At 53.1% G+C, this 24,972-nt stretch carries 23 protein-coding genes and 2 tRNA genes; 15 read left to right on the forward strand and 10 right to left on the reverse strand.

Annotation, left to right across the window (positions count from 1 at the left end):
* Nucleotides 1-36 precede the first annotated feature (36 nt).
* The 4 genes from GCD22_RS04615 to GCD22_RS04630 all read right to left on the reverse strand — a co-directional run bounded on the left by GCD22_RS04615 (nucleotide 37) and on the right by GCD22_RS04630 (nucleotide 3,356).
* A complete protein-coding gene (locus GCD22_RS04615; RefSeq protein ID WP_142089655.1) occupies nucleotides 37-1,230 on the reverse strand; it encodes a tyrosine-type recombinase/integrase in 1,194 nt (397 codons plus the stop codon).
* A gap of 174 nt (nucleotides 1,231-1,404) precedes the next feature.
* Nucleotides 1,405-1,480 (reverse strand) — tRNA-Ala (locus GCD22_RS04620).
* An 82-nt stretch (nucleotides 1,481-1,562) separates the two neighbouring features.
* Complete coding sequence (locus tag GCD22_RS04625) at nucleotides 1,563-2,570, reverse strand: class I SAM-dependent methyltransferase (RefSeq protein ID WP_031572379.1); 1,008 nt, start codon at nucleotides 2,568-2,570, stop codon at nucleotides 1,563-1,565.
* A gap of 24 nt (nucleotides 2,571-2,594) precedes the next feature.
* Nucleotides 2,595-3,356, reverse strand: coding sequence for a sulfite exporter TauE/SafE family protein (locus GCD22_RS04630; protein WP_031572378.1), 762 nt, complete (start codon nucleotides 3,354-3,356; stop codon nucleotides 2,595-2,597).
* 163 nt (nucleotides 3,357-3,519) lie between these two features.
* On the opposite strand from GCD22_RS04630, the gene GCD22_RS04635 reads away from it, so the two are divergent.
* Complete coding sequence (locus GCD22_RS04635) at nucleotides 3,520-4,467, forward strand: D-alanyl-D-alanine carboxypeptidase family protein (RefSeq protein WP_031572377.1); 948 nt, start codon at nucleotides 3,520-3,522, stop codon at nucleotides 4,465-4,467.
* Between the two features lie 193 nt (nucleotides 4,468-4,660).
* Here the strand turns inward: GCD22_RS04635 and GCD22_RS04640 are convergent, their stop codons facing one another.
* The 3 genes from GCD22_RS04640 to GCD22_RS04645 all read right to left on the reverse strand — a co-directional run bounded on the left by GCD22_RS04640 (nucleotide 4,661) and on the right by GCD22_RS04645 (nucleotide 7,416).
* Nucleotides 4,661-6,193 (reverse strand): DHA2 family efflux MFS transporter permease subunit, encoded by a 1,533-nt coding sequence (locus GCD22_RS04640; protein WP_031572376.1) that lies wholly within the window; start codon nucleotides 6,191-6,193, stop codon nucleotides 4,661-4,663.
* A gap of 212 nt (nucleotides 6,194-6,405) precedes the next feature.
* Nucleotides 6,406-6,558 carry a hypothetical protein gene (locus tag GCD22_RS17910; protein WP_010643000.1) on the reverse strand — a complete coding sequence of 51 codons (153 nt, stop codon included), beginning with the start codon at nucleotides 6,556-6,558 and terminating at the stop codon, nucleotides 6,406-6,408.
* 87 nt (nucleotides 6,559-6,645) lie between these two features.
* The gene (locus GCD22_RS04645) at nucleotides 6,646-7,416 is read right to left on the reverse strand and encodes a pseudouridine synthase (protein WP_031572375.1); all 771 of its coding nucleotides are present in this window, start codon (nucleotides 7,414-7,416) and stop codon (nucleotides 6,646-6,648) included.
* A gap of 17 nt (nucleotides 7,417-7,433) precedes the next feature.
* Here GCD22_RS04645 and GCD22_RS04650 point away from each other — a divergent pair, with 17 nt between their 5' ends.
* On the forward strand, nucleotides 7,434-7,745 hold the full coding sequence (locus GCD22_RS04650) for an encapsulin-associated ferritin-like protein (RefSeq protein WP_010642997.1): 312 nt from the start codon (nucleotides 7,434-7,436) through the stop codon (nucleotides 7,743-7,745).
* A 10-nt stretch (nucleotides 7,746-7,755) separates the two neighbouring features.
* Here GCD22_RS04650 and hemW read toward each other — a convergent pair whose 3' ends face one another.
* The gene (gene hemW, locus GCD22_RS04655; RefSeq protein ID WP_031572374.1) at nucleotides 7,756-8,913 is read right to left on the reverse strand and encodes a radical SAM family heme chaperone HemW; all 1,158 of its coding nucleotides are present in this window, start codon (nucleotides 8,911-8,913) and stop codon (nucleotides 7,756-7,758) included.
* A gap of 25 nt (nucleotides 8,914-8,938) precedes the next feature.
* On the opposite strand from hemW, the gene GCD22_RS04660 reads away from it, so the two are divergent.
* Entirely contained in the window at nucleotides 8,939-9,496 is a 558-nt protein-coding gene (locus GCD22_RS04660; RefSeq protein WP_031572373.1) for an LON peptidase substrate-binding domain-containing protein, read from the forward strand.
* Here GCD22_RS04660 and GCD22_RS04665 read toward each other — a convergent pair.
* Nucleotides 9,493-9,987 carry a Crp/Fnr family transcriptional regulator gene (locus GCD22_RS04665; RefSeq protein WP_024894218.1) on the reverse strand — a complete coding sequence of 165 codons (495 nt, stop codon included), beginning with the start codon at nucleotides 9,985-9,987 and terminating at the stop codon, nucleotides 9,493-9,495. The genes GCD22_RS04660 and GCD22_RS04665 overlap by 4 nt on opposite strands.
* Nucleotides 9,988-10,092: 105 nt before the next feature.
* Here GCD22_RS04665 and rph point away from each other — a divergent pair, with 105 nt between their 5' ends.
* Entirely contained in the window at nucleotides 10,093-10,821 is a 729-nt protein-coding gene (gene rph, locus GCD22_RS04670; RefSeq protein WP_031572372.1) for a ribonuclease PH, read from the forward strand.
* Nucleotides 10,818-11,441 (forward strand): RdgB/HAM1 family non-canonical purine NTP pyrophosphatase, encoded by a 624-nt coding sequence (rdgB, locus tag GCD22_RS04675; protein ID WP_031572371.1) that lies wholly within the window; start codon nucleotides 10,818-10,820, stop codon nucleotides 11,439-11,441. Before rph ends, rdgB begins: the two co-directional genes overlap by 4 nt.
* On the opposite strand, the gene GCD22_RS04680 is transcribed toward rdgB, so the two are convergent.
* On the reverse strand, nucleotides 11,408-12,265 hold the full coding sequence (locus tag GCD22_RS04680; RefSeq protein WP_031572370.1) for a sigma-70 family RNA polymerase sigma factor: 858 nt from the start codon (nucleotides 12,263-12,265) through the stop codon (nucleotides 11,408-11,410). The genes rdgB and GCD22_RS04680 overlap by 34 nt on opposite strands.
* Nucleotides 12,266-12,515: 250 nt before the next feature.
* On the opposite strand from GCD22_RS04680, the gene rpsU reads away from it, so the two are divergent.
* The 10 genes from rpsU to GCD22_RS04730 all read left to right on the forward strand — a co-directional run bounded on the left by rpsU (nucleotide 12,516) and on the right by GCD22_RS04730 (nucleotide 24,962).
* Nucleotides 12,516-12,731 carry a 30S ribosomal protein S21 gene (gene rpsU, locus GCD22_RS04685; RefSeq protein WP_010636820.1) on the forward strand — a complete coding sequence of 72 codons (216 nt, stop codon included), beginning with the start codon at nucleotides 12,516-12,518 and terminating at the stop codon, nucleotides 12,729-12,731.
* A 3-nt stretch (nucleotides 12,732-12,734) separates the two neighbouring features.
* Entirely contained in the window at nucleotides 12,735-13,184 is a 450-nt protein-coding gene (locus GCD22_RS04690) for a GatB/YqeY domain-containing protein (RefSeq protein WP_031572369.1), read from the forward strand.
* Nucleotides 13,181-15,511, forward strand: coding sequence for an endonuclease MutS2 (locus GCD22_RS04695; protein ID WP_031572368.1), 2,331 nt, complete (start codon nucleotides 13,181-13,183; stop codon nucleotides 15,509-15,511). Before GCD22_RS04690 ends, GCD22_RS04695 begins: the two co-directional genes overlap by 4 nt.
* A 3-nt stretch (nucleotides 15,512-15,514) precedes the next feature.
* Nucleotides 15,515-17,275, forward strand: a complete 1,761-nt coding sequence (dnaG, locus tag GCD22_RS04700; RefSeq protein ID WP_031572367.1) for a DNA primase — start codon at nucleotides 15,515-15,517, stop codon at nucleotides 17,273-17,275.
* A 105-nt stretch (nucleotides 17,276-17,380) separates the two neighbouring features.
* A complete protein-coding gene (gene rpoD / locus GCD22_RS04705; protein WP_031572366.1) occupies nucleotides 17,381-19,273 on the forward strand; it encodes an RNA polymerase sigma factor RpoD in 1,893 nt (630 codons plus the stop codon).
* Between the two features lie 54 nt (nucleotides 19,274-19,327).
* Nucleotides 19,328-19,404, forward strand: a tRNA-Ile gene (locus GCD22_RS04710).
* 245 nt (nucleotides 19,405-19,649) lie between these two features.
* Nucleotides 19,650-20,270, forward strand: a complete 621-nt coding sequence (lexA, locus tag GCD22_RS04715) for a transcriptional repressor LexA (protein WP_031572365.1) — start codon at nucleotides 19,650-19,652, stop codon at nucleotides 20,268-20,270.
* Nucleotides 20,271-20,436: 166 nt separating this feature from the next.
* Entirely contained in the window at nucleotides 20,437-21,294 is an 858-nt protein-coding gene (gene dsbG, locus GCD22_RS04720) for a thiol:disulfide interchange protein DsbG (protein ID WP_024893785.1), read from the forward strand.
* Nucleotides 21,294-23,933 (forward strand): aminopeptidase N, encoded by a 2,640-nt coding sequence (gene pepN, locus GCD22_RS04725; protein WP_031572364.1) that lies wholly within the window; start codon nucleotides 21,294-21,296, stop codon nucleotides 23,931-23,933. The genes dsbG and pepN overlap by 1 nt, the downstream gene beginning before the upstream one ends.
* 165 nt (nucleotides 23,934-24,098) lie before the next feature.
* Entirely contained in the window at nucleotides 24,099-24,962 is an 864-nt protein-coding gene (locus tag GCD22_RS04730; protein WP_051690610.1) for a hypothetical protein, read from the forward strand.
* The last annotated feature ends 10 nt before the right edge of the window (nucleotides 24,963-24,972 follow it).

Below are 24,972 nucleotides of genomic sequence, written 5' to 3' on the forward strand. Positions count from 1 at the left end.
ATCACAAAATAGTTATGAAATATTTCGATTTGCTAATTATTTTTCTTTATCATGTCTAAGTTGATCCAAATAATCTGACCATGCTTGCATCATCACCCGCCTTCCTTCCATGTGCGACGTCCTGTTGTAGGCCCGTCCGTTCGGATCTTTTACGGCGTGCGCGAGCTGGTGTTCAATCCAGTCAACTCGAAAGTTCAGGACTTCGTCTAGTACTGTTCTGGCCATAGCCCGGAAACCGTGTGCGGTGATATCTTCCTTAGTTGAGTAGCCCATTCTGCGTAAGGCTTGGTTAATGGTGTTATTGGAAATTGGCTTATTGGTATTTCGACCTTGGAAGACGTATTCGCATTTGCCAGTAAGAGGCTTTAATTCCGTAAGAATGCCTAAAGACTGAGTCGACAAAGGTACCATATGAGGTTGTTTCATCTTCATACGTTCAGCGGGTAGGTTCCACACTTTTGCCTCAAGGTCAAACTCCTTCCATTGGGCTAAACGCATTTCGGACGGGCGCAAGAACACGTGTGGAGCTAACCTCAAGGCGCTTTGAACCTCAAACGATCCCTTGTACGAATATAGGTCCCGGAGCAGTACGGCGATCTTCTTAGGATCGGTGATGCTTGGAAAATGTGCGGGTTTCCAAGGTGTTAACGCTCCTTTAAGGTCGCCTGTAATATCTCTGTTTGCTCGCCCAGTAGCTACAGCATATCGGAATACTTGTCCGCAGTTCTGCAGCACGCGATGCGCAGTTTCTATAGCCCTTGCTTCGGTCCGTCTGAGTACGGTCAGTAGTTCGGCCGGCTGGATCTCGGAGATAGGCCGAGTCCCTAACCACGGAAAAATCTCGCGCTCCAATCTCCGCATGATTTTATTGGAGTGAGATTTAGCCCAGCCCAGACGCTGTTTCTCGAACCATTCCCTGGCGACGATTTCAAAGCTGCCCAGCCCTGCCTCCGTTAGAGCCAGTTTACTGGCCTTACGATGAGCGCTTGGGTCTGCGCCCGTTGCAAGTAATCGTCGAGCGTCGTCACGTCTCTCCCGGGCCATGGCTAGGGTAACATCTGGATAGACACCTAGTGATAGCCGTTTTTCTTTACCGTCTACCCGAAACTTCAGTCGCCACCACTTCCCTCCGGCAGGGGCAATCTCTAGGTAGAGCCCCTTTTCATCAGATAATTTGTATGACTTCTCCTTAGGCTTAGACTGCCGGATTTTAGTATCAGTCAAGGACATTGGGGGCAACTCCGAATAGGCTTATCTTGGTTGCCCCCAATGTTGCCCCCAGTCACCCCGAGATGGCAAGCGATATCTTGAGATGTTGTGAGACGAAGAAAAAGCCACTAATCATATAAATCAGTGGCTTTTATGGTGGTTTGATGCGAGCTGAGACGTAGTGAGATAGTTAATTGGTGGAGCGGAGGAGGATCGAACTCCCGACCTTCGCATTGCGAACGCGACGCTCTCCCAGCTGAGCTACCGCCCCATGAGCGCAAAGGATAAAGAGAAGCCTCGCGGAATGCAATGCTTGTAAACTGCTGGCAGGGCTAGGTGTCAGTTTTTGCTGCTCAGCAGCGCCCCACCACCATTACATCGCTACCAAACGGAAAGATTTCTGGCCTTAGTCCGGCTTCTTTTAAGGCGCTGGCGATTTCCTCAGGATGCAGGAAATGATTCCCTTGGACATGCTCGGTGAGATTCTGGTAAGCCATGCCCCGCAAGGGTGCTTCGCGCAGGCGACGATGATCATCTGGCCATGCGGGTTCCCAAATGACTACGGCACCTTCTGCTTTGAGATTGCTACGCAGTTTGTCAAAAATGGCCCCACGTTTTTCCCAGACATGGTGAAGGGCACGATTCATGGCAATCAGATCTGCCGGTTCTGGCAGAGAAAACGCATGGATATCGCCCTCCGAAAAGTGCAGACGGTCACTAAGGCCCTCCTGTTGAGCTATTTCCTGCGCCTGCCGCACATTTTCCGCAAAACCATCCAGACCAAGGCCCCGCAAATGGTTGCAGCGCTGTGCCAGTGCCCGTAAATACCAGCCATTTCCGCAACCGAGATCCACAGCAAGACCACCCCGGGCATCTACTTCGGCAAATATGGGAACCTGCGGGCAGATTTTTTCTTCAAAAGTCTTGCGGAAATTGTTTTCCAGCATCAGCCCAAACCAGGGCAGAATGGTTTCCCGTTCCGCCAGTACTTTTTCACCCGGACGTTCGCCCGTGCGCATCAGTCCTGCGGCGCGTTCAGCCATATGTGCCGACAGGACCGAACCAATAGCTGTTGCCATGCGGCTACCCGGAGCCTCGGGGCGCATGCTGTCGCCATCTGCGCTGAGTTGCCACTGATCGTCGGAATTCAGTTCCAGCCAGCCAAAAGCATAAGCAGCATCGCACCAGCGGGTGACGTATCCTTCGTCCATGCCCGCTTGCTGAGCGAGATGTCGGGAATCGGCCTTCTGCAATTGGTGCAGGGTGCTGAACAGTCCATTGACGACACCTATGAAAGCAATATTCAGGGATTGTGCGCCCTGAGCCTGCTGCCTGAGTTCTTCCATGCTGCGTAAAGTCATATGCTCTCCTTGTCGCTCGATGCGTTAAATAAGGTATTTCAGGCCGACTACGGTCAGTAATCCCAGTGTTCCCAATAAAAAAGCGCGTTGGTTGATACGTAGGTGTAAACGATTACCCGCCCAGAGACCCAGCAAAACTGGCGGAATCAACATTAAAAAACCTATGGCCAGCTGCCAGGTCAACAGCGCCAGGGCTACATACATGAACCCGCGCAACACATTGTCTGTGAGCGCAATCCCCTGAAAAGTAGCGCGAAAAGCGCGTTTGTCCAGATGCCGCATTTGCAGGTAGGCGACGATAGGCGGTCCACCCCCACCGTAGAGGCTGCCCACGACTCCCCCAAATATTCCGAGCGGCGTGCCCCAGGGCAGACTGATGCGCGGTAGACGATCGGGCTTCATGGCAAGGGCGTACACCACGTAGGCGAGAATGAATACACCGAGGAATCGGGTCAGATTCTGGGCATTGGTATCAGCCAGTATAAAAGAACCGATTGCCAGACCAATGATGCTGCCGGGGATCAGCCAGCGTAACTCCGGCCAGCGCATTTCCCGAAAATCATAGGCACCCAGTAATACTGAACCGAGCAGATCCAGAAGCAATACGACTGGCACGACTTCCTTGATGGGAAAGATGAGCGTGAGCAAGGCCACGGAAATCAGCCCGGAACCAAATCCGATCACTGCCCGGACGTAAAAAGCCAGGAGAATAATGAATCCGGCGATGGCCCAGAGGAGGGGAAAGTGGATGAGGGAGGCATAAGAAAGGGACGCGTGTAAGTTCATACCGACCAGTCTATAAGTTTTGAGGAGTGTCTTCCAGTTGCTGGGAATGCTCCGCTTCCAAGCAACTGCGTACATATAGGCATTTCAGAAAAAATAGCCTAATATGAAACTATCCTGAGAAATTGCTTTAACCTTGCATCCCGTTAATGGGGAGGGCTAACCCATGCTGCCGCATCCTTCTGCAAATACTGCACCGATCACGTATCGTTCCTACAGGCTTCATTTAGGGTTCCTGGGCCTGTTTATACTGGGATGGACGCTCATTTTGGGTATTTCTACTACCCGCGCCGATACCAACAGCAGCGGCCTGCCGCCCATTGATGCCCGCGCCTATATTCTGATGAATGCGCAAACCGGTGCCATCATCGCCGCTAAAAATGCTTACCAACCATATGCAATTGCCAGTATTACCAAGCTCATGACCTTGTATCTGCTGTTCAAGGACATTCACACCGGTGGATTGCATTTGCACCAGGAGTTTGTACCCTGCCAGGCAGCATTGGAAACCGGTGGTTCCAGCATGTTCATGCATCCCGGATTGCGCTTTTCAGTAGCCCAGATGATTTTGGGGATGACAGTTCCTTCGGGAAACGACGCTGCTGTGGAAGCTGCGCATCTGGTGGCCGGCAGCGTCCCGGCTTTCGTGCGTGAAATGAACCAGACGGCGCGTAAAATCGGTATGTTATCGACAACCTACTATGATCCGGACGGCCTTCCCCATCCCAATAACACCGCCAGTCCTTATGATATTGCTATTCTCACCAGGCGAATCATGACGGATTTTCCGCAGTACATGCATTTTTTCAATCATGAGAATTTCACTTACGCAGGCATTACCAGTCCCAATCCTAACTTGCTGGTAGGTCGTGTGCCTTTCATCACCGGCATGAAAAGCGGTTATACCGACGCTGCTGGTCATTGCCTGGTGGCTACGGGCACCCAAAATGGGGTGCAACTCATTGCCGTGATTCTGGGCGTCCCTTCATTTACCGATGAAAACCGTGGTTTCTGGAAAGCCTCCTGGCAAAGTCTCAAATTGCTCGACTGGGGTTTTGCCAGAACGCTCTGGCTGCCTGCCGTACCCCATCTGGAAAAAACCTCGGCACCCTGAAACGGCGGTGGGCCGGGAAGCTTTGCCGCGACTTTTGTTTCGAGCCGTTGTTGTTCTTGGTGAAATCCTGCGCCCGTCAGGAGAGCTGTCTGAGCCCGCAGGGCGAGTTCTCTCCTGACAGCAGGATGAGCCGTAGAACAACAGGCAAGGGACGTTGGCGCAAAAAGCTTCCCGGCCCACCACCGTTTCAGGGTTACTCCTGTACGGGTGGCGGAGTATTTTCTCCCTTTTCTGGAGCTGGCTTCTTGAGAAATAAAATCAGCGGAATCATCACCAGAAAACCGTAAAATACCAGCACAAATGCATCGAGGGTGCCGCGCATGTTGGCCTGATTATACAGAACAATATTACCCAGAACCTGCCAGGTAGTTGGATTCTGGGTCATCCCAGCCGCTGCCAGATATTGGTGAAACGCCGGATTGAAGGGGTTGATGAATTTGCTCATCTGGTTCCAACCCACCTGAGTTTCCTGGCTCATGACGGTAGACACGATGGCGATGCCGACACTGCCACCGAGGGTTCTCATCAAATTGAAAATTCCCGATCCCTCTGCCTGCTGTGATTTCTTGAGGGTTGTAAAAGCCAGAGTAAACAGGGGAATGGTCACCAGACCAAAACCTATGCCGCGAATAAAGCTGGGCCAGATCACCCAGTCTATATTGATATTGAGGTCGTACAATGTGGTGAGATAAGTTCCAAAAGCGCCAATTACAATACCGACCAGCACAATATCGCGGGGATTGATGCCCTTGCCGAGTAGACGGCCGGCCAGCATCATCGCCAGCATTGCGCCGATTCCTTGAGGCGCCATAGCCAGTCCGGCCGTAAAGGCCTCATAGTGCATCAAGGTCTCCAGCATGATGGGCAAAATCACCATGGTGCCAAACAACGCTAGTCCAAATATACCGATTCCCATGCTGCCAATAGCCAGATTGCGGTCTTTGAGGAGCCGCAAGTCGACAACCGGATGCTTGACACTCAGGGAACGCCACACAAAAAAGAGCAGCCCGAGGATGGTAATCAAAGTCAGGATGATGATGGTTTGTGAACTGAACCAGTCATCCTGATCCCCGAGGCTGAGAATACCTTGCAGAGACCCCAAACCCAGGGCCATCAGCGCAAATCCAGTCCAGTCCACGGGCCGGGGGTTTGCGCTTTTGCCGCCGTCCGGCACACTTTGCATCAGTAAAAAGGCGAGAATCCCAAAGGGAATGTTGACGTAAAACACCCAGCGCCAACTGAGCGTGTCCGTCAGATAACCACCCAGAGTCGGTCCAAGAATCGGTCCCAGCATGATGCCCATACCGAGAATCGCCATGGCCTGACCACGTTTATTGGCCGGATAGGCTCCGAGCATGATGGTTTGCCCGACAGGTGCCAGGGACGCCCCGAAAATGCCCTGAAGAAAGCGCCAGAGGACAATCTCGGTAAGACTGTGGGATTGTCCGCATAGTGCCGAAGAAATCACGAATCCCACCACACTCCAAAGCATGATGTTGCGTTGTCCGTAACGTTCCACCAGAAGGCCGGTAAGGGGGAGTACAATGACGTTGGCCACCATATAAGCGGTGAGCACCCAGGTGATCTGATCACTATTAGCCTGCAGGGAGCCACGCATATAGGTCAGTGCCACATTGACAATGGTGAGATCCAGAACCTGCATCACTACTGCAAGCATGACCGCCACGGTGATGACCAGACGGGATGTAGACTGCTCTTGCGCCACCAGTTGGGCTCCTTGATGGGGAATGATAATCTGTCAGATACCGACCGTTCGGTCAGTATAGAGAGGAACATGCTTGCTCGCAAGAGCAGCTGATAGAGCGGTTAAGCAGCAGGGAAGACCTCAAAACCGGGCGCAGGGCTGTTTTGATATACGCCGTTGTTCAGACCAAAAAAAACCGGCCATAAAGGGCCGGTTGTGGAGGATAAAAATGATCAGGCGGCACGGGGAACCGCCAGATCCCGCAGATCCTGATTGTTCATGAATGCCTGGTGCAGTTCTTCATCAGAAACGTTGGCAAAGCAGTAACCGGCTTCTTCCAGTTGGTAAACCAGCGCAATCAATTCAAATTCCTGTTCCATTTCCATGACCGTTCTCCATCAGTAAATAAGGTATAACTAACATACACAGATATTATGGGCCTGTCAATATCATAAATATCTAATATAGTCGGTTCAGGGTTTTAGAAGCCTTTCTTCGTCCGGGCTCAGCCAGCGCCACTGTCCACTGGACAGACTGCCCAAAAGCAGATCTCCTACAGCTACTCGAATCAGGCGTAACACTTCTGCATCGGCGCCTTGCAGCAGGCGACGAATCTGCCGGTTACGCCCTTCCTGAAGGACAATTTCCAGCCATTGGGTTTTTCCTCCGCAGCGCAGCTCACGAATTTGCATGGGTAGGCATGGCTTGCCGTCCAGGCTGGAGTGCTGGGCAATGTGCCGAAAAACTTCGGCAGGAAGAGGAGGGCGGATTTGCACGTGGTAGGTTTTGCTGACGTGCTGATCAGGATTCAGCAGAATCTGGGCCCATTCTGGATCGTTACTGAATAACAATAACCCGGAGCTGGCCTGATCCAGACGTCCTATGGGTGCCAGCCAATGGTCGGAGGGCAGTAAATCATAAACGGTGGGCCGTCCTCTTTCATCGGCGCGGGTACTGACAACGCCCCGGGGTTTATTCAGCATCAGCACCTTGCGAGCCTGTCCGGTCAGGCGTTGTCCCGCCACGGAAATCCGGGCATCGCGAAGTGAAAAACGGGCTTCCGGCTCGTAAATGATCTGCCCGTTGACGGTTACCTTGCCGGCCCGAATCCAATCGGCGGCCATGCTCCGCGAGCACAGTCCTGCTTTGGACAGGAGTCTTGCCAATTCATGGCGAATTTCTCCCGGTCTGGTGTCACTTGGGTTTAGTGAAAGCTTTGAGCTATGCTTATGAGGATATTTCATCGTTAAAGGATCTCAAGATGGCACATGAAACAATGCACGAGCCTTTGGAGTCGCTGTCCAGTGATACGCTGGACATTCATCGGGCGATATCCTCGCTGATGGAAGAATTTGAGGCGGTAGACTGGTACCAGCAGCGCGCGGATGCCTGCAATGATCTCCAGCTCAAAAAAGTGCTGGAACACAATCGGGATGAAGAAATTGAGCACGCGGCCATGGTTCTGGAGTGGTTGCGCCGTAAAATGCCGCGTCTGGATAAAGAGTTGCGTGAATATTTGTTCAAGGACGGTTCCATTACCGGTCATGAAGCTGAGGCGATGGGTCGGGAATAGTATCGCCCATTCAGGGAATGAAGCGGGCACACAATTCATTGTAAAAGTTCATTCCCCGGGCGGTGGGCTGGATTATTTCGGTATCGTCATACAGTAAACCCTCGCGGCGGGCACGGCGAATCTGTGGTTCAATCAGCAGACTGTCTAGGCCGGTGCATTCAGTAAACAGACGGTTTGAAAAACCTTCGGTCAGCCGCAGGGCATTCAGCATGAATTCAAAGGGGCGTTCTGCTGGTGGAACCGGGGTGTATTCTCCCAGGGTTTCCATATTACTGAGCGCGTCGATCATGTAGCTCTCGGGTCGGCTGGGTTTGCGGCTACGCCAGATGCCTTCCGCCTGGGTGATTTTGCCATGAGCCCCGGCGCCAATTCCCAGATAGTCTCCATATAGCCAGTAATTGCGGTTATGCTGGCATTGTTGTCCGGGGCGGGCGTGCGCGGAGATTTCGTAGCGAGCCAAACCGTGATGGTCCAGTTCACTGCGCAAAATATTTTCCATATCCGCCGCGGTATCCTCGTCAGGGAGATGGGCTGGAGGATGGCTGGCGAAGGGAGTGCCCGCTTCCAGGGTGAGCTGGTAAAGGGATAAATGGGGAGGCTGATATTGTAAGGCCGCGTCCAGGTCTGCCAGGGCTTCAGCCGTGCTCTGGCCGGGCAGGGCAAACATGAGATCCAGATTAAAGCTGGCAAATTGCGCAGCAATGGCTTTTTCTACGGCCCGATGGGCGGCAGATGCATCATGAATGCGTCCCAGGCGTTGCAGGTGCACATTATTGAAAGACTGGATTCCCAGAGACAGACGGGTAACCCCGGCCGCACGAAAATCAGCAAATGCTGCGGCTTCAATGGCACCGGGATTAGCCTCCAGGGTCACCTCCATGGCAGACAGGGGTTGCAGGCGGGCCCGGATGTCGGAAAGCAGCTGGTTGATGATTTCCGGTGGAAACAGGCTGGGAGTGCCCCCACCGATAAAAATACTGTGCAGACGTCGCCCCCAGATGCGTGGCAGTTCCCGATCCAGATCAGCAATCAGGGCGCGGGCATAACGCTCTGCAGGAATATGGTCTGCCGCATGTGAATTGAAGTCACAATAAGGACACTTGGCTTTACACCAAGGCAGATGTACATATAGTGAGAACGTGGAGGATGGTTTCAGGCTGGGATTCATGAATACTCGTGAGAGGAACAGCATAGTGACGGATACGCATACAATACCCCTATTTTTACTCCGAACCGTACTTTTTCCCAAGGCCTTAGTCGGATTGAGAGTGTTTGAACCCCGTTATCTGGACATGGTCAGCAGCTCCCTGCGCCATGATCATGGTTTTGGAATTTGTTTGACGCACTCTCGGGGAGATGGTCATGCGGAGCCGGAACGGGTAGGAACACTGGCGCGGATAGTGGATTGGGGTGGTGAGCCAGGGATTCTGGAAATTCAGGTGGAGGGGCAGCGACGCTTCAGCATTCAGGACTGGCATTATGAGGGGGCTCTGGCTATGGCCTCGGTGCACTACTGGGCGGAGGAGCCGGTAGTGCCCATGCGCCGGGAAGACGATACCCTGCGCGCCATTTTGAAGGAATTGCTGGGTGAAGAAGCGGCCCGGGACCTGGATGCCAGTACTGCAGGTATGGTGCTCGCTCAGGCACTACCGGCTTCTCCAGAGGAAAAGCAGGATCTGCTTCTGCTGCAGGACCCCCTCGAACGATTGCAGCGCATTCATCACCTGCTGCAGCGGCGTAGCGGAGCCTAGTGCTTGCCCTTGCCGTAAATGTAGGTAGAAAAATCCGTATAATTCTGGGAAAGATTACGAAACAGGTGATCCAGACTGATGATAGCCTGTTCCAGAATGTTGACCGTGATATAAGGTTTCTCTACTTTCAGGCGCTGATAACGGGCGCGAGTCAGGACCAGAACCTGGGTGTCTTCGCTTTTGGCGAGAATGCGAGCGCTACGTGGTTGCCGGTCAAAAAAAGACATTTCTCCAGCCATTTCTCCTTCCTTGACCCGCACGACCTCCATTTCATCACCATCGGCGGTATGGTGAATGATGGCCATTTCTCCTTTGACGCAAAAAAATAATGCCTCACCCAAGGTGCCCCATTCGGCAATGACCTGATCGGCGCGAAACTGGGCATGGGTGACGTATTCCGCCAGAGTCTGAATTTCGGCAATGGTGAGTGACTGAGCTAGATGGTGCTGCTTCAGAAATTGGGTGATTTCGACATGCGCGGTAGCAGACATGAGGCGCTCCTCGTTCCTTGGGGTACGACTGCATTATAGGGGGTTATGGTGAAAGAAGGACAGGTCTACAATGCGCCTATCCTCCATCATGATGAGTATCCGTAAATGAATCGACCCAGTGGAAGAATGGCAGACGCTCTGCGCCCGATAGAAATTACCCGCAATTTCACCAAACACGCCGAAGGCTCCGTACTGATGGCCTGCGGGGATACCAAGGTGTTATGTACCGCTAGTATTGAAGAAAAGGTTCCGCCTTTTTTGCGTGGGGCGGGGAAGGGATGGGTGACTGCAGAGTACAGTATGTTGCCCAGAGCGACTCAGGATCGGATGCAGCGTGAATCGGCCAAGGGAAAAATCTCGGGTCGGACCCATGAAATTCAGCGGCTGATCGGGCGTAGCCTGCGTGCAGCCGTTGACTTGCAGGCCTTGGGTGAGCGCACTATCTGGGTAGATTGCGATGTTTTGCAGGCGGATGGCGGCACCCGAACGGCCAGCATCACGGGTGCCTGTCTGGCGGTAGCCGATGCTCTGCAGACCCTGCGCAAAAACGGAAAAGTACAGGGTAATCCGTTACGCGACTGGGTAGCTGCCATTTCCGTCGGGATGTATCAGGGGCAGGCCGTACTGGATTTGGACTATGCCGAAGATAGCCACGCGGAAGTGGACATGAATGTGGTCATGACGGGTGCTGGCGCTTTTGTAGAAGTGCAGGGTACGGCTGAAGGCGCTGTTTTCAGTGATCAGGAAATGGCCGCCATGCTGGCGCTGGCGCGTCAGGGCATTCGCGATCTGATTGCCCGTCAACGCGAGGAAATTCCTGAGGCTTTGCCTTGAAGCCCATCCTGCTGGCCAGCAGTAATGCCGGCAAAATCCGGGAAATGCGGACACTGCTTAACGCGCACGGCTACACAGTCTATGGGCAGGACGAGCAAGGTATTAAAGGTGCTGAAGAAAGTGGCAGCACATTTGTGGAGAATGCCTTGCTGAAGGCCCGTCATGCTGCGGCCATCTCAGGGATGGCGTCTCTTGCGGAAGACTCAGGCCTTTGCGTGCCCGCCCTGCAAGGTGTACCGGGATTGTTTTCGGCCCGTTACGCCGGTCCCGGCGCAACCGATGCCGAGAATAATCAGCGCTTGCTCGAGCAGATGCGTGCTTTAACCGGAGCATCGCGTGCAGCCTATTATATTGCCTGCATGGTCTTTATGGAGTCAGCCGACGATCCCGCCCCCATTGTGGCTCAGGGATTCTGGATGGGAACCATTGGTAAAACGCTTCAGGGGAAAGGGGGTTTTGGTTACGATCCGTTATTCTGGCCACTAGGCGGTGCGCGAAGTGCGGCTGAATGGACACTGGCAGAAAAAAATCAGTTGAGTCATCGCGCCCATGCTCTGCGGCGTCTTTTGGCTATGCTGCAGGAACGTCAGGCACCCCAGCCGCTATCAGAAAGTGATTGACGCAGTCGGGTCAGGGCTCTGACCTGCAACTGGCGGACGGCCTCACGGCTGACGCCCATACGTTCGGCCACGGCTTCCAGCGTCATGGGCGCATCTCCATGGATGCCGTAGCGGAAGATCATCACTTCCCGTTGCTTTTCATTCAGTTCCGCCAGATGCTCCCGGAGTGCCTTGCAGATGGACTCACGGTCGTAGTCCATGTCGGGGCTGGCGGTATCGCCTGGTACCTGTTCAACCCGACTGGGGCCATCCGTAAATTCCTCATCCAGCGAGCAGACGCGAATGTCGGCAAAATCCAGAGCGCGCATGGTACTTTCACGCACCCCCAGGGCTTCCCGGCGTTGCTCGCGCCGGGCGTCTTCTGTTGATTCGCTTTCATCTTCACCACGCTGCAGGTAAGCATGCAGCGATTTTGCCAGATAGTCCGGCAGTCGGATGAAGCGGGAACGGATGAGCGCACGTTGCATGGCTTCCCGAATCCACCAGGTGGCATAGCTGGAAAAACGGGTACCAAGACCTTCACGGAAGCGATCTGCGGCACGCAGTAAACCCATGTAGCCTTCCTGAAGCAAATCTTCCTGACTGAGACCTTTGTTTCGATAGGCCCGGGCAACCGCTCTGACTAAAGGCATGTGCGCAGAAATCAGGGTGGCTCTGGCGCAGTCATCTCCCTGACGCAGACGGCGGATGAGTTGCAGTTCCTGATCCTGAGTGAGAAAGGGACTGCTCTGATCGCCTTCTATAAAATCAGTCAGAGGGGGCGGGTCAATAGCCGGCGCGACATCGGGTAATGCTTCGTTTAATTCTCTCACTTCCGTTCGCATGGGCATCCCCTAGAATCAAAGACCACAATCACTCTAACATTGTAATCTAATATTCTATATCTAAAAGAGTTTTTATCATTTCCTATATTAGCATTCTTTTTGATCATCCTGTCAAGCAGATGCAACTATAGTTTTGTGTTTTTTACAACGACTGCTGAGCGTGGTTTCTTTTTGACTCGCGCCGTTGATCTGCCTATACTCTGCCCCTTTCTCGCTAAGCTTTTATTTTTGATGAGGTCAGAAACCTTCTATGCCAACTGTTCGTGTTAAAGAAAATGAACCTTTCGAAGTGGCGCTGCGGCGCTTCAAACGCTCCTGTGAAAAAGCCGGAGTCCTGACGGAAGTACGTCGTCGCGAGTTTTATGAAAAGCCCACCGAAGAGCGCAAGCGCAAGGCTGCTGCTGCGCGCAAGCGGGCTTTGAAGCGGATGCGTCGTCAGTCCATGCGTTTGGTTCGGATGTACTGAAGCATGTCTTTACGCGAACGTCTTCAGGAGGACATGAAGGCGGCGATGCGCGCTCGTGAGTCTGATCGTCTTACCACTATTCGCATGCTCCAGGCAGCGATCAAGCAACGTGAGGTGGACGATCGCCGCGAGTTGGATGATACCGAGGTTCTAAGTATCGCCGAAAAACTGATCAAGCAAAGAAAAGATTCTGCCAGTCAGTTCAGAGCGGGAAATCGCCCGGATCTTGCCGATAAGGAAGAAGCAGAAATTGTCATCCTTTCCGCTTATCTCCCCGAGCCCCTGAGTATGGAAGCCATTGATGCCCTGATTGCAGAAGCGGTTTCAAACACCGCCGCCAGCGGTCCCAAAGATATGGGTAAGGTGTTGAACAGCCTGAAACCGCAATTGCTGGGTCGGGCTGATATGGCGCTGGTTGCGGAAAAAGTAAAGGCGCGCCTGAATAACGGATGAAAGACGCTGTGGCAGGGGCGGCTCCCTGGCAGGACAGCTTTTCCAGAGCCCTCGATCTGGAAGATATTCGTGCCGCCTGGCTGGCTAAATGTGCCCATGAATATGGGCGGCATTATGTGGAAAACCTCCATCCCTGGGTAGGCCTTGCTGAAATTCAGCAGCGCCTTAATATGGCGCTTTTGCTGGCGGAACGATCTGCTGCTGGCTTTTCGCTGCCCATCCACATTCTCCCGGACGTTCGTTCCCTGCTGGACCTGCTTGAGCGCCCCGGCGCCATTCTGAGCGGCTGCGAGTTGCAGCAGATAACCCGGGTTTTGCATGGCCAGAAGCACTATGCCTCGGCCTTGCGGGAAGTCAACGACACGCTGACGGAATGGGCAACAGACCTGGAGCCTTCACTATCGCTGCTGCGGCATCTGCAGCAGGCCCTGGATGATGAAGGCGAACTTCTGGATGCTGCCAGTGCTGAATTAAGCGCCATTCGCCGGCAGTTGCGCCAGGGGCGCGCTGAAATACAACGCTTTTTGCAGGGATTTTTACGTAATCCCGATTGGCAGGATTACTGGCAGGATCAGCTGATTGTCCAGCGGAATGACCGCTATGTATTGCCCCTGAAAACCAGCCACAAAGGCCGTATCAAGGTTATTGTCCATGATCGTTCGGCGAGTGGTGAAACCCTTTTTGTGGAGCCCTTAACGGCGGTAGACCTGAATAACCAGTTGGTGCAGGACCGCCAGGCCGAACGTCTGGAGCAGGAAAAGGTACTACGGGCCTTAAGTGCGGCCGTAAGCCAGCAAGTGCCGTCCATGCGCCGCGCCTTAAAGTACATTGGACGGCTGGACGGAGTTCGCGCCGCCCTGGAACTGGGCAAGGATTTTCAGGGTACGCTGGTTCAGGTGGATAATCGCCCGGCCTTTGATCTGCACAATTTACGTCATCCCCTGCTGTGTATGCAGCATCCGGGTCAGGTGGTTGGTAATCCTCTGGCTTTGGGCGAAAGTAATCATCAACTGGTCATTACCGGACCCAATACGGGTGGCAAAACGGCACTGCTCAAGGCCCTGGGGTTGAACCATCTGATGGCTTATTTAGGCATGCCGGTGGCTGCTGAAGGTCGTCTGGGGTATTTTCGGCAAGGCTTTGCGGTCATTGGTGACGCTCAGGATATTCATACGGACCTGTCTACTTTTTCGGCACAGGTGAGTCGCTTGCGCAGGGTGCTGGAGCAGGCTGATCAACACAGCCTGGTACTGTTGGATGAGCTGGGAAATGGTACGGATCCCCGCGAAGGGGGTGCCCTGGCCCAGGCCGTGGCCGAGGCGCTCCTGTCGGTTCAAGCCTGTGCGGTGCTCACCAGTCATCAGGAAATCATGAAACGTTATGCCCTCAGCCGCGCTGGCGTAGCTTTGGCCGGTATGGGCTTTGACGCAGAACGTCTTGCTCCGACCTATCGTCTGCAATGGGGAGTAGGTGGTGCCAGTCAAGGGTTGACTATCGCGCGACGTGTCGGGATGCCTGAAGCGCTGGTACAGCGCGCCGAGGCCTTGTACGCGGATGATCGCGAGGACTGGGAACGCTGGGAAGCACAACGGGAAGGCCTGTTGCGCGCCGCGCAACAGGCAATGGATGAAGCGGCGCAGGCGCGCATGGAAGCTGACAAATCGGTGAAACGTTTGCAGCGTGAACTGGATGCGGCACGTCAGGATCGGGAGCGGGCCGCTGAACAGGCTCGCAATGAGTGGACACAATTGCTGCAGAATGCGCGCAGTGAAGTGCGGAAAACCATCGCTGCGCTCAAATCTGGACGGGATACCCAGGCGGCCAGTGCGGCACTGGAACAGTTGGGTACGCCTTTTCAGATGGCCGAAACCGTGTCGGTGGATTTGCCTGCAGTCGGCAGCAAAGGCTTGTTTCTGCCCCTGCGCCAGGTTACCCAGATTGTCCGTGTCGATGCTGCCCGGCAACGTCTGCAAATTCAGTTGCGCGGCAAGCAGGTTTGGATTCCCCTGGAGCAGTTCCGCGCGGATTCCGCACTGGAAATACCCAAGGAAAAAGGGAGTACTCAGTATGCTTCACCAGAAAATCATCCATGGCGTCTCGATCTGCGCGGTCAGCTGCGCGAAGATGCCTGGCAGGCTTTGTGCCGCCATGTGGATGGCGCCATGGCTTCCGGTCGCCAGCACATTGAGGTGCTGCATGGTAAAGGCAATGGCGTCCTGGCTGAAATGGTCAGGGAATTTGCCCATCAGGATCCGCGCATCATCCAGTGGCGTATGGCCCGTCCCGAGCAGGGGGGTGGCGGTGTCAGTGAGTTGGAGCTACGCTGAAACATGGTCAAATTTTCCCCCGCATTCATAGATGCTCTCCTCGAACGGACCGATTTGATCCGTCTGGTGGAAGGTCGTGTTCCCCTGAAGAAAAAGGGCAAGGATTTTTGGGCCTGCTGTCCTTTTCATCAGGAAAAAAGTCCCTCATTTTCAGTGAGTCCGGAAAAACAGATTTATTATTGTTTTGGATGTCATGCCCACGGTAACGCCATTGGGTTTCTGATGGCCCATGATCGTCTTTCCTTTCCTGAGGCGGTAGCGTTGCTGGCGGAAGATGCCGGGGTGGCCTTACCTGAAGAGGCTGTTGGTCAGTCTGTTCAGGAAGATCTCCGCCCTTTTCGGCAGATTCTGGACAAGGCGGTCAGCCTGTACCGGGATGCACTGGCAAAAAATCCGGCGGCCCAGCAGTACTGGCAGAGCCGAGGTCTCCATCAGGAAATCATTACCCGCTTTGAATTGGGTTATGCTCCTCCCGCCGCGAATTTTCTGAGTCAGCAACTGGGTAAGGATGAAAATACCCGACGCGCACTGATTGGTGCAGGGTTGGTGAGTAGCCGCGAGGATCATTCGGTTTATGATCGTTTTCGGGACAGGGTTATTTTTCCGATTCGTGATGGTCGCGGCCATCTGGTTGGATTGGGGGGACGCAGTCTCGATGGCCGGGAGCCCAAATATCTGAACTCTCCCGAAGGTCCGCTGTACCACAAAGGGCAGGTGCTTTACGGCCTGCATCAGGCCCGGGATGGCCTGCGTCGGATGAATCGTGCCGTGCTGGTGGAAGGCTATCTGGATGTCATCACCCTGCATCAGGCCGGACTGGATTATGCCGTTGCCGCCAGTGGTACGGCACTCGGGGAAAGTCAGCTACAGATGCTGTTTCGTGCGGCTGCAGAGATTTTGCTGTGCTTTGATGGGGATACTGCCGGCCGTAAGGCGGCCTGGCGGGCGGTGCAAATGGCGCCTGAATTGTTGCGCGAGGGGCGTCTGCTGCGGGTACTGTTTTTGCCGGATGGCCAGGACCCGGATTCGCTGGTGCGCGAGCAGGGCGCAGCAGCGCTGGAAGCTTTATTCCCGACGGCTCGGCCGGCCATCGACTTTTTTCTCGATGAACTGCAGCGTCGCCATAATATTGCCGCAGAAGATGAAAAAGCCCAGTTTCTGCGGGAAGCGCGGGAATTTTTACAGCGTATAAATGATGCCACTTTGCGGGAAGTTTATCTCCATAAACTCCAGGAGTTATGTGGTCTGGCCTTTGCCATACCTTCCAAAACGCGTCGTCGGGATGCTCGAGTTACAGCGTCAGCGCAACCGTCGCGGAGCAAAGACGGGCCCTCCCTCTTCAAGAACGCGATGCGCCTGCTCTTGAATCATCCTGATGACCCTGTCTGGCAGCAACTGGAAAAGGATCTGCTCCCTTTTGCGTCTGACCCCATTGCAAAAAAACTCGATGCTACCCTTGATATTTTGGCAAACATGACCCATTTAAGTTCTCACGAGCTTTTGGCGAGACTGGCTGGTACTGATCTGGCAGAGTTTTGTTATGCCTTGGTCATGTCCGAGGCGGATGAGAGCCAGGGGGGCGCATTGTTGCGCAATGAAATACCTGAATGTGTGCACAGGGTAAATCGGCGCCTGAGCGCCGCTAGGTTGGAATATATGGGCCATACGGCGGATCGTTCGGGATTGGGCGCGCTGACAGAGCAGGAGCGGACCGAAATCGTGTTGTCAACGCGACGTGGTCGCCACAAGCGTCCCGAATCCTGAAGGGTCCAGACAAAAAGGATGGATGAATGCGGTCAATGAATTTAGCTTTTCATCCTGGTGGTTTTTCTTATATAATATGCGGCTTTCCGCGAGTGCAGGATGGTTATGAGAGACGGTGAGAGTGTAGTGGACAATGAGTCTCAGCGGTCTGAGCTGAAGCGTCTGATCGCGCGCGGAAAAGAGCAGGGATACCTGACCTACGGGGAGATTAACGATCATCTGCCTGAAGAAGTTTTTGATCCTGAGCAGATGGAAAATGTCATTTCCATGATTAATGACATGGGCATCGAAGTTTTTGAAGAAGCACCGGATGGCGATACTCTTCTGGATGGTGAAGGTAATGTCGGCGTGGCTGCCCAGGAAGCCGAAGAAGCTGCTGAGGAAGCCCTGGCTGTCGTCGAAGCGGATATTGGCCGTACCAGTGACCCGGTACGTATGTACATGCGTGAGATGGGCACGGTTGAGCTTTTAACCCGGGAAGGCGAAATTGAAATAGCCCGCCGCATTGAAGATGGTCTGATGCAGGTTTTGCGTGCGGTTTCCACCTGCCCGACCACCATCTCGCTGTTGCTGGATGCTGCTGATCGGGTTGAGCGCGGAGAAACGCGCCTGGATGAAGTGGTCGATGCATTTATTGATCCCAATGCTCTGGATGCAGAAGCTGTCAGTGAAGACGAAGAGCCTGTTTTGCTGGAAGGCGAAGAGCCTGAAGACACGGATGATGAAGATGAAGAAGGCGAAGAAGGCACTCTTGAAGCGGATAAGGGTCCCCAGCTGGAAGAAGCCCTGGAGCGCTTTGCCGTCATTCGCGAAGCCTATCTGAATCTGCTTGCCAGTCATGCCGAAGGTGAAATGCATGACGAAAGCTATCAGGAAAAAAGACGCGAGCTGGCAGAACGCTTTCTGGAAATCAAGCTGAATGGTCGCCAGATTGATGTGATGGCCGATGCCTTGCGGGCTTTAACTGACGGCGTGCGCCAATGTGAGCGTGAGCTCATGGAGATTTGTATTGAGCGGGCGCGTTTTCCCCGGAAGGAATTTGTGCGCAGTTATCCGGGTCATGAAAGTGATCTGGGCTGGATAGACCAACAGATTAATGGTGGCTTTACTTATAGCGCACGGTTAGTGGAATATCGGGATGATATTCTCGCCATCATGAAGCGTCTGGCAGATATTGAAAAACGGGCGGGCTTGCCGGTTGCAGAAATCAAGGAAGCCAGCCGTTTGATGTCTATTGGTGAGGCAAAAGCCCGGCGGGCCAAAAAGGAAATGGTCGAAGCCAACCTGCGTCTGGTCATCTCCATTGCCAAGAAGTACACCAATCGTGGTCTGCAATTTCTGGATTTGATTCAGGAAGGCAATATCGGCTTGATGAAAGCGGTGGACAAATTTGAATACCGGCGTGGCTACAAGTTTTCTACCTACGCTACCTGGTGGATTAGACAGGCCATTACCCGCAGTATTGCCGATCAGGCGCGCACCATTCGTATTCCGGTGCACATGATTGAAACCATCAACAAGCTGAACCGGATTAGTCGGCAAATGCTGCAGGAAATGGGTCGTGAGCCATCACCGGAAGAGCTGGCAGAGCGCATGGAAATGCCCGAGGACAAGATACGCAAGGTGCTGAAAATTGCCAAGGAACCGATTTCCATGGAAACTCCCATTGGTGACGACGAAGACTCCCATCTGGGTGACTTTATTGAAGATCGTAATGTCACCGCGCCGGCCGAATCAGCAGTCAACGCGGCTATTCGCGAGGTTGTCGAAGAACTTCTGGACAATGGTCTGACAGCCCGAGAGGCCAAAGTGTTGCGTATGCGCTTTGGAATCGGCATGAACACGGATCACACCCTTGAAGAAGTGGGTAAACAGTTTGATGTGACCCGTGAGCGTATCCGTCAGATTGAAGCCAAGGCGCTGCGGAAGCTGCGTCATCCTTCCCGCTCTGAGCGTTTAAAGAGTTTTGTGGACGGAGAAGTCACCATTCCTTCCTGAAGGGTAAATGTGGTAAAAATGCGGGCGCGAGAGCGATTTCGCGCCCTCTCTTCAGGGCCTGTAGCTCAGTTGGTTAGAGCAGGGGACTCATAATCCCTTGGTCCACGGTTCGAGTCCGTGCGGGCCCACCAATTAAATCAAGCAGTTATAAATTAGTCATTGACAATCCTCTACTCATCAGACGCAAATTCGGTACCATGCTGAATCTGTAACTAAGTCTTATTCTTACGACTACAGTTGTCAAAAAACCGGCAGGAACTTGGAGGGGTGTGATTCGGATGCTGTCAGCATTTTGTCGAGTTTGCAGCGGTCTTGCGCTTTTCTTCATGCTGTATAAAAATACAGAATCATACGTACCGATTTCTGGAGGCATGGCATGGATAAACTGACGCCGCGTCAGGCCGAGATTCTGGCCTGGATTCGCGCCCGGATGCTGGAAGACAATTTGCCACCCACGCGTGCGGAATTGATGAAAGCCTTTGACTTTCGTTCACCCAATGCGGCGGAAACCCATTTGCGCATGTTGGCGCGCAAAGGTTATCTGGAACTGCAAAATGGTACCGCACGGGGGATTCGCCTGCACGAAGATTTGAGCGCGACCATGGGCTTGCCTTTGGTGGGTCGGGTAGCCGCCGGGCAACCGATGCTGGCTGAGGAGTTTCGCGAGGGGCAGTTGCCGGTGGACCCTAAACTATTTTCGCCGGGGGCTGATTATTTGTTGAGGGTGCAGGGTATGAGTATGCGCGATGCGGGTATTCTGGATGGCGATATTCTGGCGGTGCGCCATGAGGCTGGCTTTACGCCACAAAATGGCCAGATTGTAGTGGCTCGAGTCAACGGAGAGGTTACGGTCAAGCGCTGGCAACGAAAGCAGGGCAAAGTCAGCCTGTTACCCGAAAATCCGGATTTTTCTCCTATTGAGGTGGACTTGTCCCGTGATGATTTGCTGGTTGAAGGGCAGGTTGTAGGCCTGCTGCGGATTGGTAACCGCCTCTAAAAAATCCATTACTGGAACCATCTCCGGCGTTGAAGGTCTTCTTTCAAGAGCTTGCCGCGTGTATCAATGGTTTTTCGGTTCTTGTCGTTTCTGGTCTTGATGCGCTCAGCGGTTTACAATCATACGTTATCACTTTTTTCAGAATTTACAGGATTAACATTCATACATGGACAAATCATCTATCGCTCTGGCAGTGGGTCTTCTAATTATTGGCGGCTTAACGGGGGCAGTTATCGAACGCTTTGCCATTAATCCTGATTCCGCCACGAGCAGCAGTCCGTTGAGTCTGAATGGCGCCAAGAAGCTGCTGAATGATGTTACCCATGGCCAGGCCAGTGCTGAAAAGGTTTTTCCTGGGCCTGGTGGTTTGACGGGTATTGAAGTCAGTATGGAAGGTCATCCGACCATTGCTTATGCGACGGCAGATGGACAATATCTGGTGGCCGGACCGGTGCTCAATCAGCAAGGTCAGGATGCCGCCCATGCTGACATGATCAAGCTGGGGCTCATTCCCAAACCGGCATCGGCTGCGGTTTTGGCTGAAAAAGCCGCCCATGCAGACAGTTTTGTGCTGGGAAGCAAAGGGCCGGAACTCACGGCTTTTGTAGATCCTAACTGCATTTACTGTCACAAGTTTTACGAAGAAGCCAAACCGCTCATTGCTGCAGGTAAGCTACGCGTCCGCTATGTGGTCGTGGCTTTCCTGAAGCCCAGCAGCGCCGGTAAAGCGGCGGCTATTTTGGGGGCCAGTGACCCTGCTGCCGCCATGGCGGAAAATGAAAAAGGCTTTGATGAGGCAACGGAAGAGGGTGGTATTACTCCTGCTAAAAATCCTGATCCGGCGACCCTGGCTGCGGTAGAAAACAATACCAAGCTGCTGAGTGAAAGCGGAGAAGTGGCGACCCCGACCCTTATTTACTGTAATGCCCAGAATCAGGCCGTTCTGGCACATGGTTTGGATCGCTCCAGTCTGGCCGATTTTGTTGATCATATCAGCAGCCTGGAAAATGGAGCTTGCCATTGATGATTGCTCAAGATAATAACGCGGTTATTCATCGCGAAGATTATCAGCCGCCCCTCTATCGGATTACCGAGGTCGCGCTGAATGTTCATCTGGACCCGGAAAATACCGAAGTGGAGGCCTGCCTGCATTTTCAGCGCCTGACTGCGGGGCCGGAGTCCGAGTTGCATCTGGACGGCGAATCTCTGGAATTGCTGAGTATTTTGAGAGATGGTCAGCCCTTGGCGGAAAATTTGTTTCGTTCTGATGCGACGGGTTTGACCTTGTTGAATCCTGAGCCGGAATTTTTATTGGAAACCCGGGTAAAGATTCATCCCGCTGCCAATTCGACCCTGTCCGGTTTGTATTTTGCGGGTGGGCAGTTTTTGACGCAATGTGAGGCAGAGGGTTTCCGGCGTATTACCTATTATCTGGACCGCCCGGATTGTCTGGCCAAATTTACGGTGACTTTGCACGCTTCCCGAAAAACCTGTCCGGTGCTGCTGGCCAATGGCAACTGCATTGCCCAGGGGGATGAAGACAACGATTGGCATTGGGCGCGTTGGGAAGATCCTTATCCCAAGCCTGCTTATTTATTTGCCATGGTAGCCGGTGATCTGGCCGTACAGCGCGATGTTTTTGTGACGCAATCGGGACGGTCGGTGACGCTGGAAATTTATGTGGCCGAACGGGACCTGGGAGCCTGCGATCAGGCCATGGAAAGCCTGAAGCGGGCCATGCGCTGGGATGAAGAGGGTTACGGGCGCGAATATGATCTGGATCGCTACATGATTGTGGCGACCGATAGCTTCAATATGGGGGCGATGGAAAACAAGGGCCTCAACATTTTCAACTCCAAATATGTGCTGGCCAGCCCTGAAACCGCCACCGATACGGATTATCAGGGCGTTGAATCGGTCATCGCCCATGAATACTTTCATAACTGGACGGGTAACCGGGTAACCTTGCGGGACTGGTTTCAACTGAGCCTCAAAGAAGGTTTGACGGTATTTCGTGATCAGGAATTCAGTGCAGATATGAATTCGCGTGGGGTGCAACGGATTGGCGATGTGCGCCGCCTGCGCTCCGCCCAGTTTCCTGAAGATGCGGGTCCGCTGGCACATCCGGTGCGTCCCGATGCCTATTCGGAAATCAATAATTTTTACACGGCGACGGTGTACGAAAAGGGCGCGGAACTGGTGCGCATGATCCACACCTTGCTGGGCAAGGAAGGCTTTCGGCGCGGCACGGATTTGTATTTTGAACGACATGATGGGCATGCGGTGACCATCGAAGATTTTGTGGAGGCCATGGAAGAGGCCAACCACTATGATCTTTCCCGGTTTCGGTGCTGGTATTCCCAGGCGGGAACCCCACAAGTAAAGGCAGAGGGAAGTTATGATCCCGCGAGTCGTTCCTACACGCTGACTTTGCAGCAGTCCACCCCCGCCACGCCCGGACAGCCAAACAAGGAGCCGGTTCCTATTCCGGTGCGCATGGCGTTGCTGAACACTCAGGGAGAAAAAGCGGTTCTCGATAAAACTGGTGCAGTCGAAAAGGTGATTTTATTGGAGCAGGCCAGTCAAAGCTGGACTTTTGAGGGCTTGCCCGATCCGGTGATTCCTTCCTTGCTGCGAGGTTTTTCCGCGCCAGTGCGGCTGGATATTGCTCTTGATGATCAGGCCCGCAGTTTTCTGGCCGGTGTGGATGATGATCCTTTTAATCGCTGGGAAAGCGCCCAGGAGTTGGCCCTTAAAACCTTGTTGTCCGGGGTAAAAAATCATCAGGAACTTGAAGTGTTGCCTGCGGCCCTGAAACAGGCGCTGTCTGCCACATTGAAACAAAGTCAGATGGACCCGGCCTTTCGCGCGGAGTTACTGACTTTGCCCAGCGAGGATTATATCGGTGAACAGATGCCGGTCATTGCGGTAGATGCCATTCATCGAGCGCGAGAGACCCTGCTCGATAAAATTGGCGCACATTTTCATGATGAATGGTTAGGGTTGTATCAGGATCTTGCGGGCGCTTATGAGCGGGATGGGGCTTCCATTGGTCGTCGCCGTCTTCGTAATATGGCCTTGAGTTATCTGATTCATAGTGACCACAGTCGTCACGAGGACATGACCCTGCATGCGCGTCAGCAATATGTGCAGGCCGATAACATGACAGACCGTCTGGCGGCTTTTCAGCTGCTGGTGCAGCATCCCAAACATGATGCCGAAGACATCCTTCTGGATTTTTATCAGAAATGGCAGGATTATCCGCTGGTAATCGACAAATGGTTCGCTATTCAGGCCATGGCACCGCGCCCCGATACCTTGCGCCATGTGCAGCATCTTTTGGTGCATCCGGCCTTTGACTGGAAGGTGCCCAATCGGGTGCGTGCGGTGTTGGGTGCTTTTTCCATGAATCCGACCTTATTTCATGCCGCTGATGGATCAGGTTATGCTTTTTTTGCCGAGCAAATCCGTAGGCTGGATGATATCAACCCGCAAACCGCCGCCCGTCTGGCCACTCCCCTCAGTCGTTGGCAACGCTATGACAAGGTCCGCCAGCAAGGCATGATGAATGCCCTGCAACTGTTAGCGGCCAAAGCCAAGCTGTCTCGCGACCTAGCCGAAGTCATACAGCGGTCGTATCCTGCCTCTCCCGGTAGCGCGTAAGCAGAGTATTCTGCGGCAAGTTTCCTGAAAAGTCTTCATTAGGTGGTTCCTGTTATATTTTAATTTCTACCTTGAACTTATCTGGATTCCGTACTATATGAGATGAGAATTTAATAAAGTTGTCATGTATGCTGCTTAAACTTGTCTACATATAGGAGTATCGTAATGAAGAAGAAAGTATTTACCGCTACGCTGTTGGCAACTGCCGGTGCTGTTTTTTGTGCCAGCCAGGCATTAGCGGGGGATGTCTATCAGTCTCCGCAAAATCCCATTGTAGCTGCCAATAATGAAGTTGGTCTGGCTGCAGTCGGAACTTTGATGAATTATCAAGAACACATCACTCCCGGTCCTTCAGATATTGAATCGGGGTGGATGCCCGGATTTTCTGTGAAATATAGCCTGATGGGTGATTACTTCAAGAGTATGCCGAGCAACCTTTATTTTGCTGTAAATTATCAATTTAACTCGGGCAATATCTCATATCAGGGTGCGTTGCAAGATGGGCAGCCTTACGATGGTACTGATAGCGCTACTACAAACCGCGTATTGGCGCGTTTAGGCAAAGGCTTCACCTTGAATAGTACGATGATGTTGACACCTTATATTGCTGGTGGATACCAAGATTGGAACCGACAATTGCTTGGACCCCATGGTTATACCGAGGACTACCATTCCAGCCTGGTTGGTGCAGGGTTGATGTTTCAGTATGCCATCACGCCTCGCTTGGTGTCGGGGGTCAATATTGAAGGTCTGGCCATGATTGGTGGTGGAATAAAGGTTCATGAATCTCCGATTATGGAAGAACTTCTTGGAACAACGGCAAATTTTGGAACAAGTGGGCAAGAAAAAATATCGGCTGATATTGATTATAGAGTTTATCAGAACTGGCATCTTTACGGCGGTCTTAGTTACACCCACTTTAATTACACGGGCGGAGATATCGTTGGTGGATTAATCAATGCTTCATCTGAGCCACTTAGTAGTACCAACCTTTTTAATATGGAAGCTGGTCTTGCTTATCAATTTTAATGGATATTCG

Source organism: Acidithiobacillus thiooxidans ATCC 19377 (assembly GCF_009662475.1).
GTDB classification, from domain to species: Bacteria; Pseudomonadota; Gammaproteobacteria; order Acidithiobacillales; family Acidithiobacillaceae; genus Acidithiobacillus; species Acidithiobacillus thiooxidans.

Coding starts and splice junctions, on each gene's coding strand:
- GCD22_RS04615 (WP_142089655.1), bottom strand. CDS start 1,230: ATGTCCTTGACTGATACTAAAATCCGGCAGTCTAAGCCTAAGGAGAAG.
- GCD22_RS04625 (WP_031572379.1), bottom strand. CDS start 2,570: ATGACTTTACGCAGCATGGAAGAACTCAGGCAGCAGGCTCAGGGCGCA.
- GCD22_RS04630 (WP_031572378.1), bottom strand. CDS start 3,356: ATGAACTTACACGCGTCCCTTTCTTATGCCTCCCTCATCCACTTTCCC.
- GCD22_RS04635 (WP_031572377.1), top strand. CDS start 3,520: ATGCTGCCGCATCCTTCTGCAAATACTGCACCGATCACGTATCGTTCC.
- GCD22_RS17910 (WP_010643000.1), bottom strand. CDS start 6,558: ATGGAAATGGAACAGGAATTTGAATTGATTGCGCTGGTTTACCAACTG.
- GCD22_RS04645 (WP_031572375.1), bottom strand. CDS start 7,416: ATGAAATATCCTCATAAGCATAGCTCAAAGCTTTCACTAAACCCAAGT.
- GCD22_RS04650 (WP_010642997.1), top strand. CDS start 7,434: ATGGCACATGAAACAATGCACGAGCCTTTGGAGTCGCTGTCCAGTGAT.
- hemW (WP_031572374.1), bottom strand. CDS start 8,913: ATGAATCCCAGCCTGAAACCATCCTCCACGTTCTCACTATATGTACAT.
- GCD22_RS04665 (WP_024894218.1), bottom strand. CDS start 9,987: ATGTCTGCTACCGCGCATGTCGAAATCACCCAATTTCTGAAGCAGCAC.
- rph (WP_031572372.1), top strand. CDS start 10,093: ATGAATCGACCCAGTGGAAGAATGGCAGACGCTCTGCGCCCGATAGAA.
- GCD22_RS04680 (WP_031572370.1), bottom strand. CDS start 12,265: ATGCGAACGGAAGTGAGAGAATTAAACGAAGCATTACCCGATGTCGCG.
- rpsU (WP_010636820.1), top strand. CDS start 12,516: ATGCCAACTGTTCGTGTTAAAGAAAATGAACCTTTCGAAGTGGCGCTG.
- GCD22_RS04690 (WP_031572369.1), top strand. CDS start 12,735: ATGTCTTTACGCGAACGTCTTCAGGAGGACATGAAGGCGGCGATGCGC.
- GCD22_RS04695 (WP_031572368.1), top strand. CDS start 13,181: ATGAAAGACGCTGTGGCAGGGGCGGCTCCCTGGCAGGACAGCTTTTCC.
- dnaG (WP_031572367.1), top strand. CDS start 15,515: ATGGTCAAATTTTCCCCCGCATTCATAGATGCTCTCCTCGAACGGACC.
- rpoD (WP_031572366.1), top strand. CDS start 17,381: ATGAGAGACGGTGAGAGTGTAGTGGACAATGAGTCTCAGCGGTCTGAG.
- lexA (WP_031572365.1), top strand. CDS start 19,650: ATGGATAAACTGACGCCGCGTCAGGCCGAGATTCTGGCCTGGATTCGC.
- dsbG (WP_024893785.1), top strand. CDS start 20,437: ATGGACAAATCATCTATCGCTCTGGCAGTGGGTCTTCTAATTATTGGC.
- pepN (WP_031572364.1), top strand. CDS start 21,294: ATGATTGCTCAAGATAATAACGCGGTTATTCATCGCGAAGATTATCAG.
- GCD22_RS04730 (WP_051690610.1), top strand. CDS start 24,099: ATGAAGAAGAAAGTATTTACCGCTACGCTGTTGGCAACTGCCGGTGCT.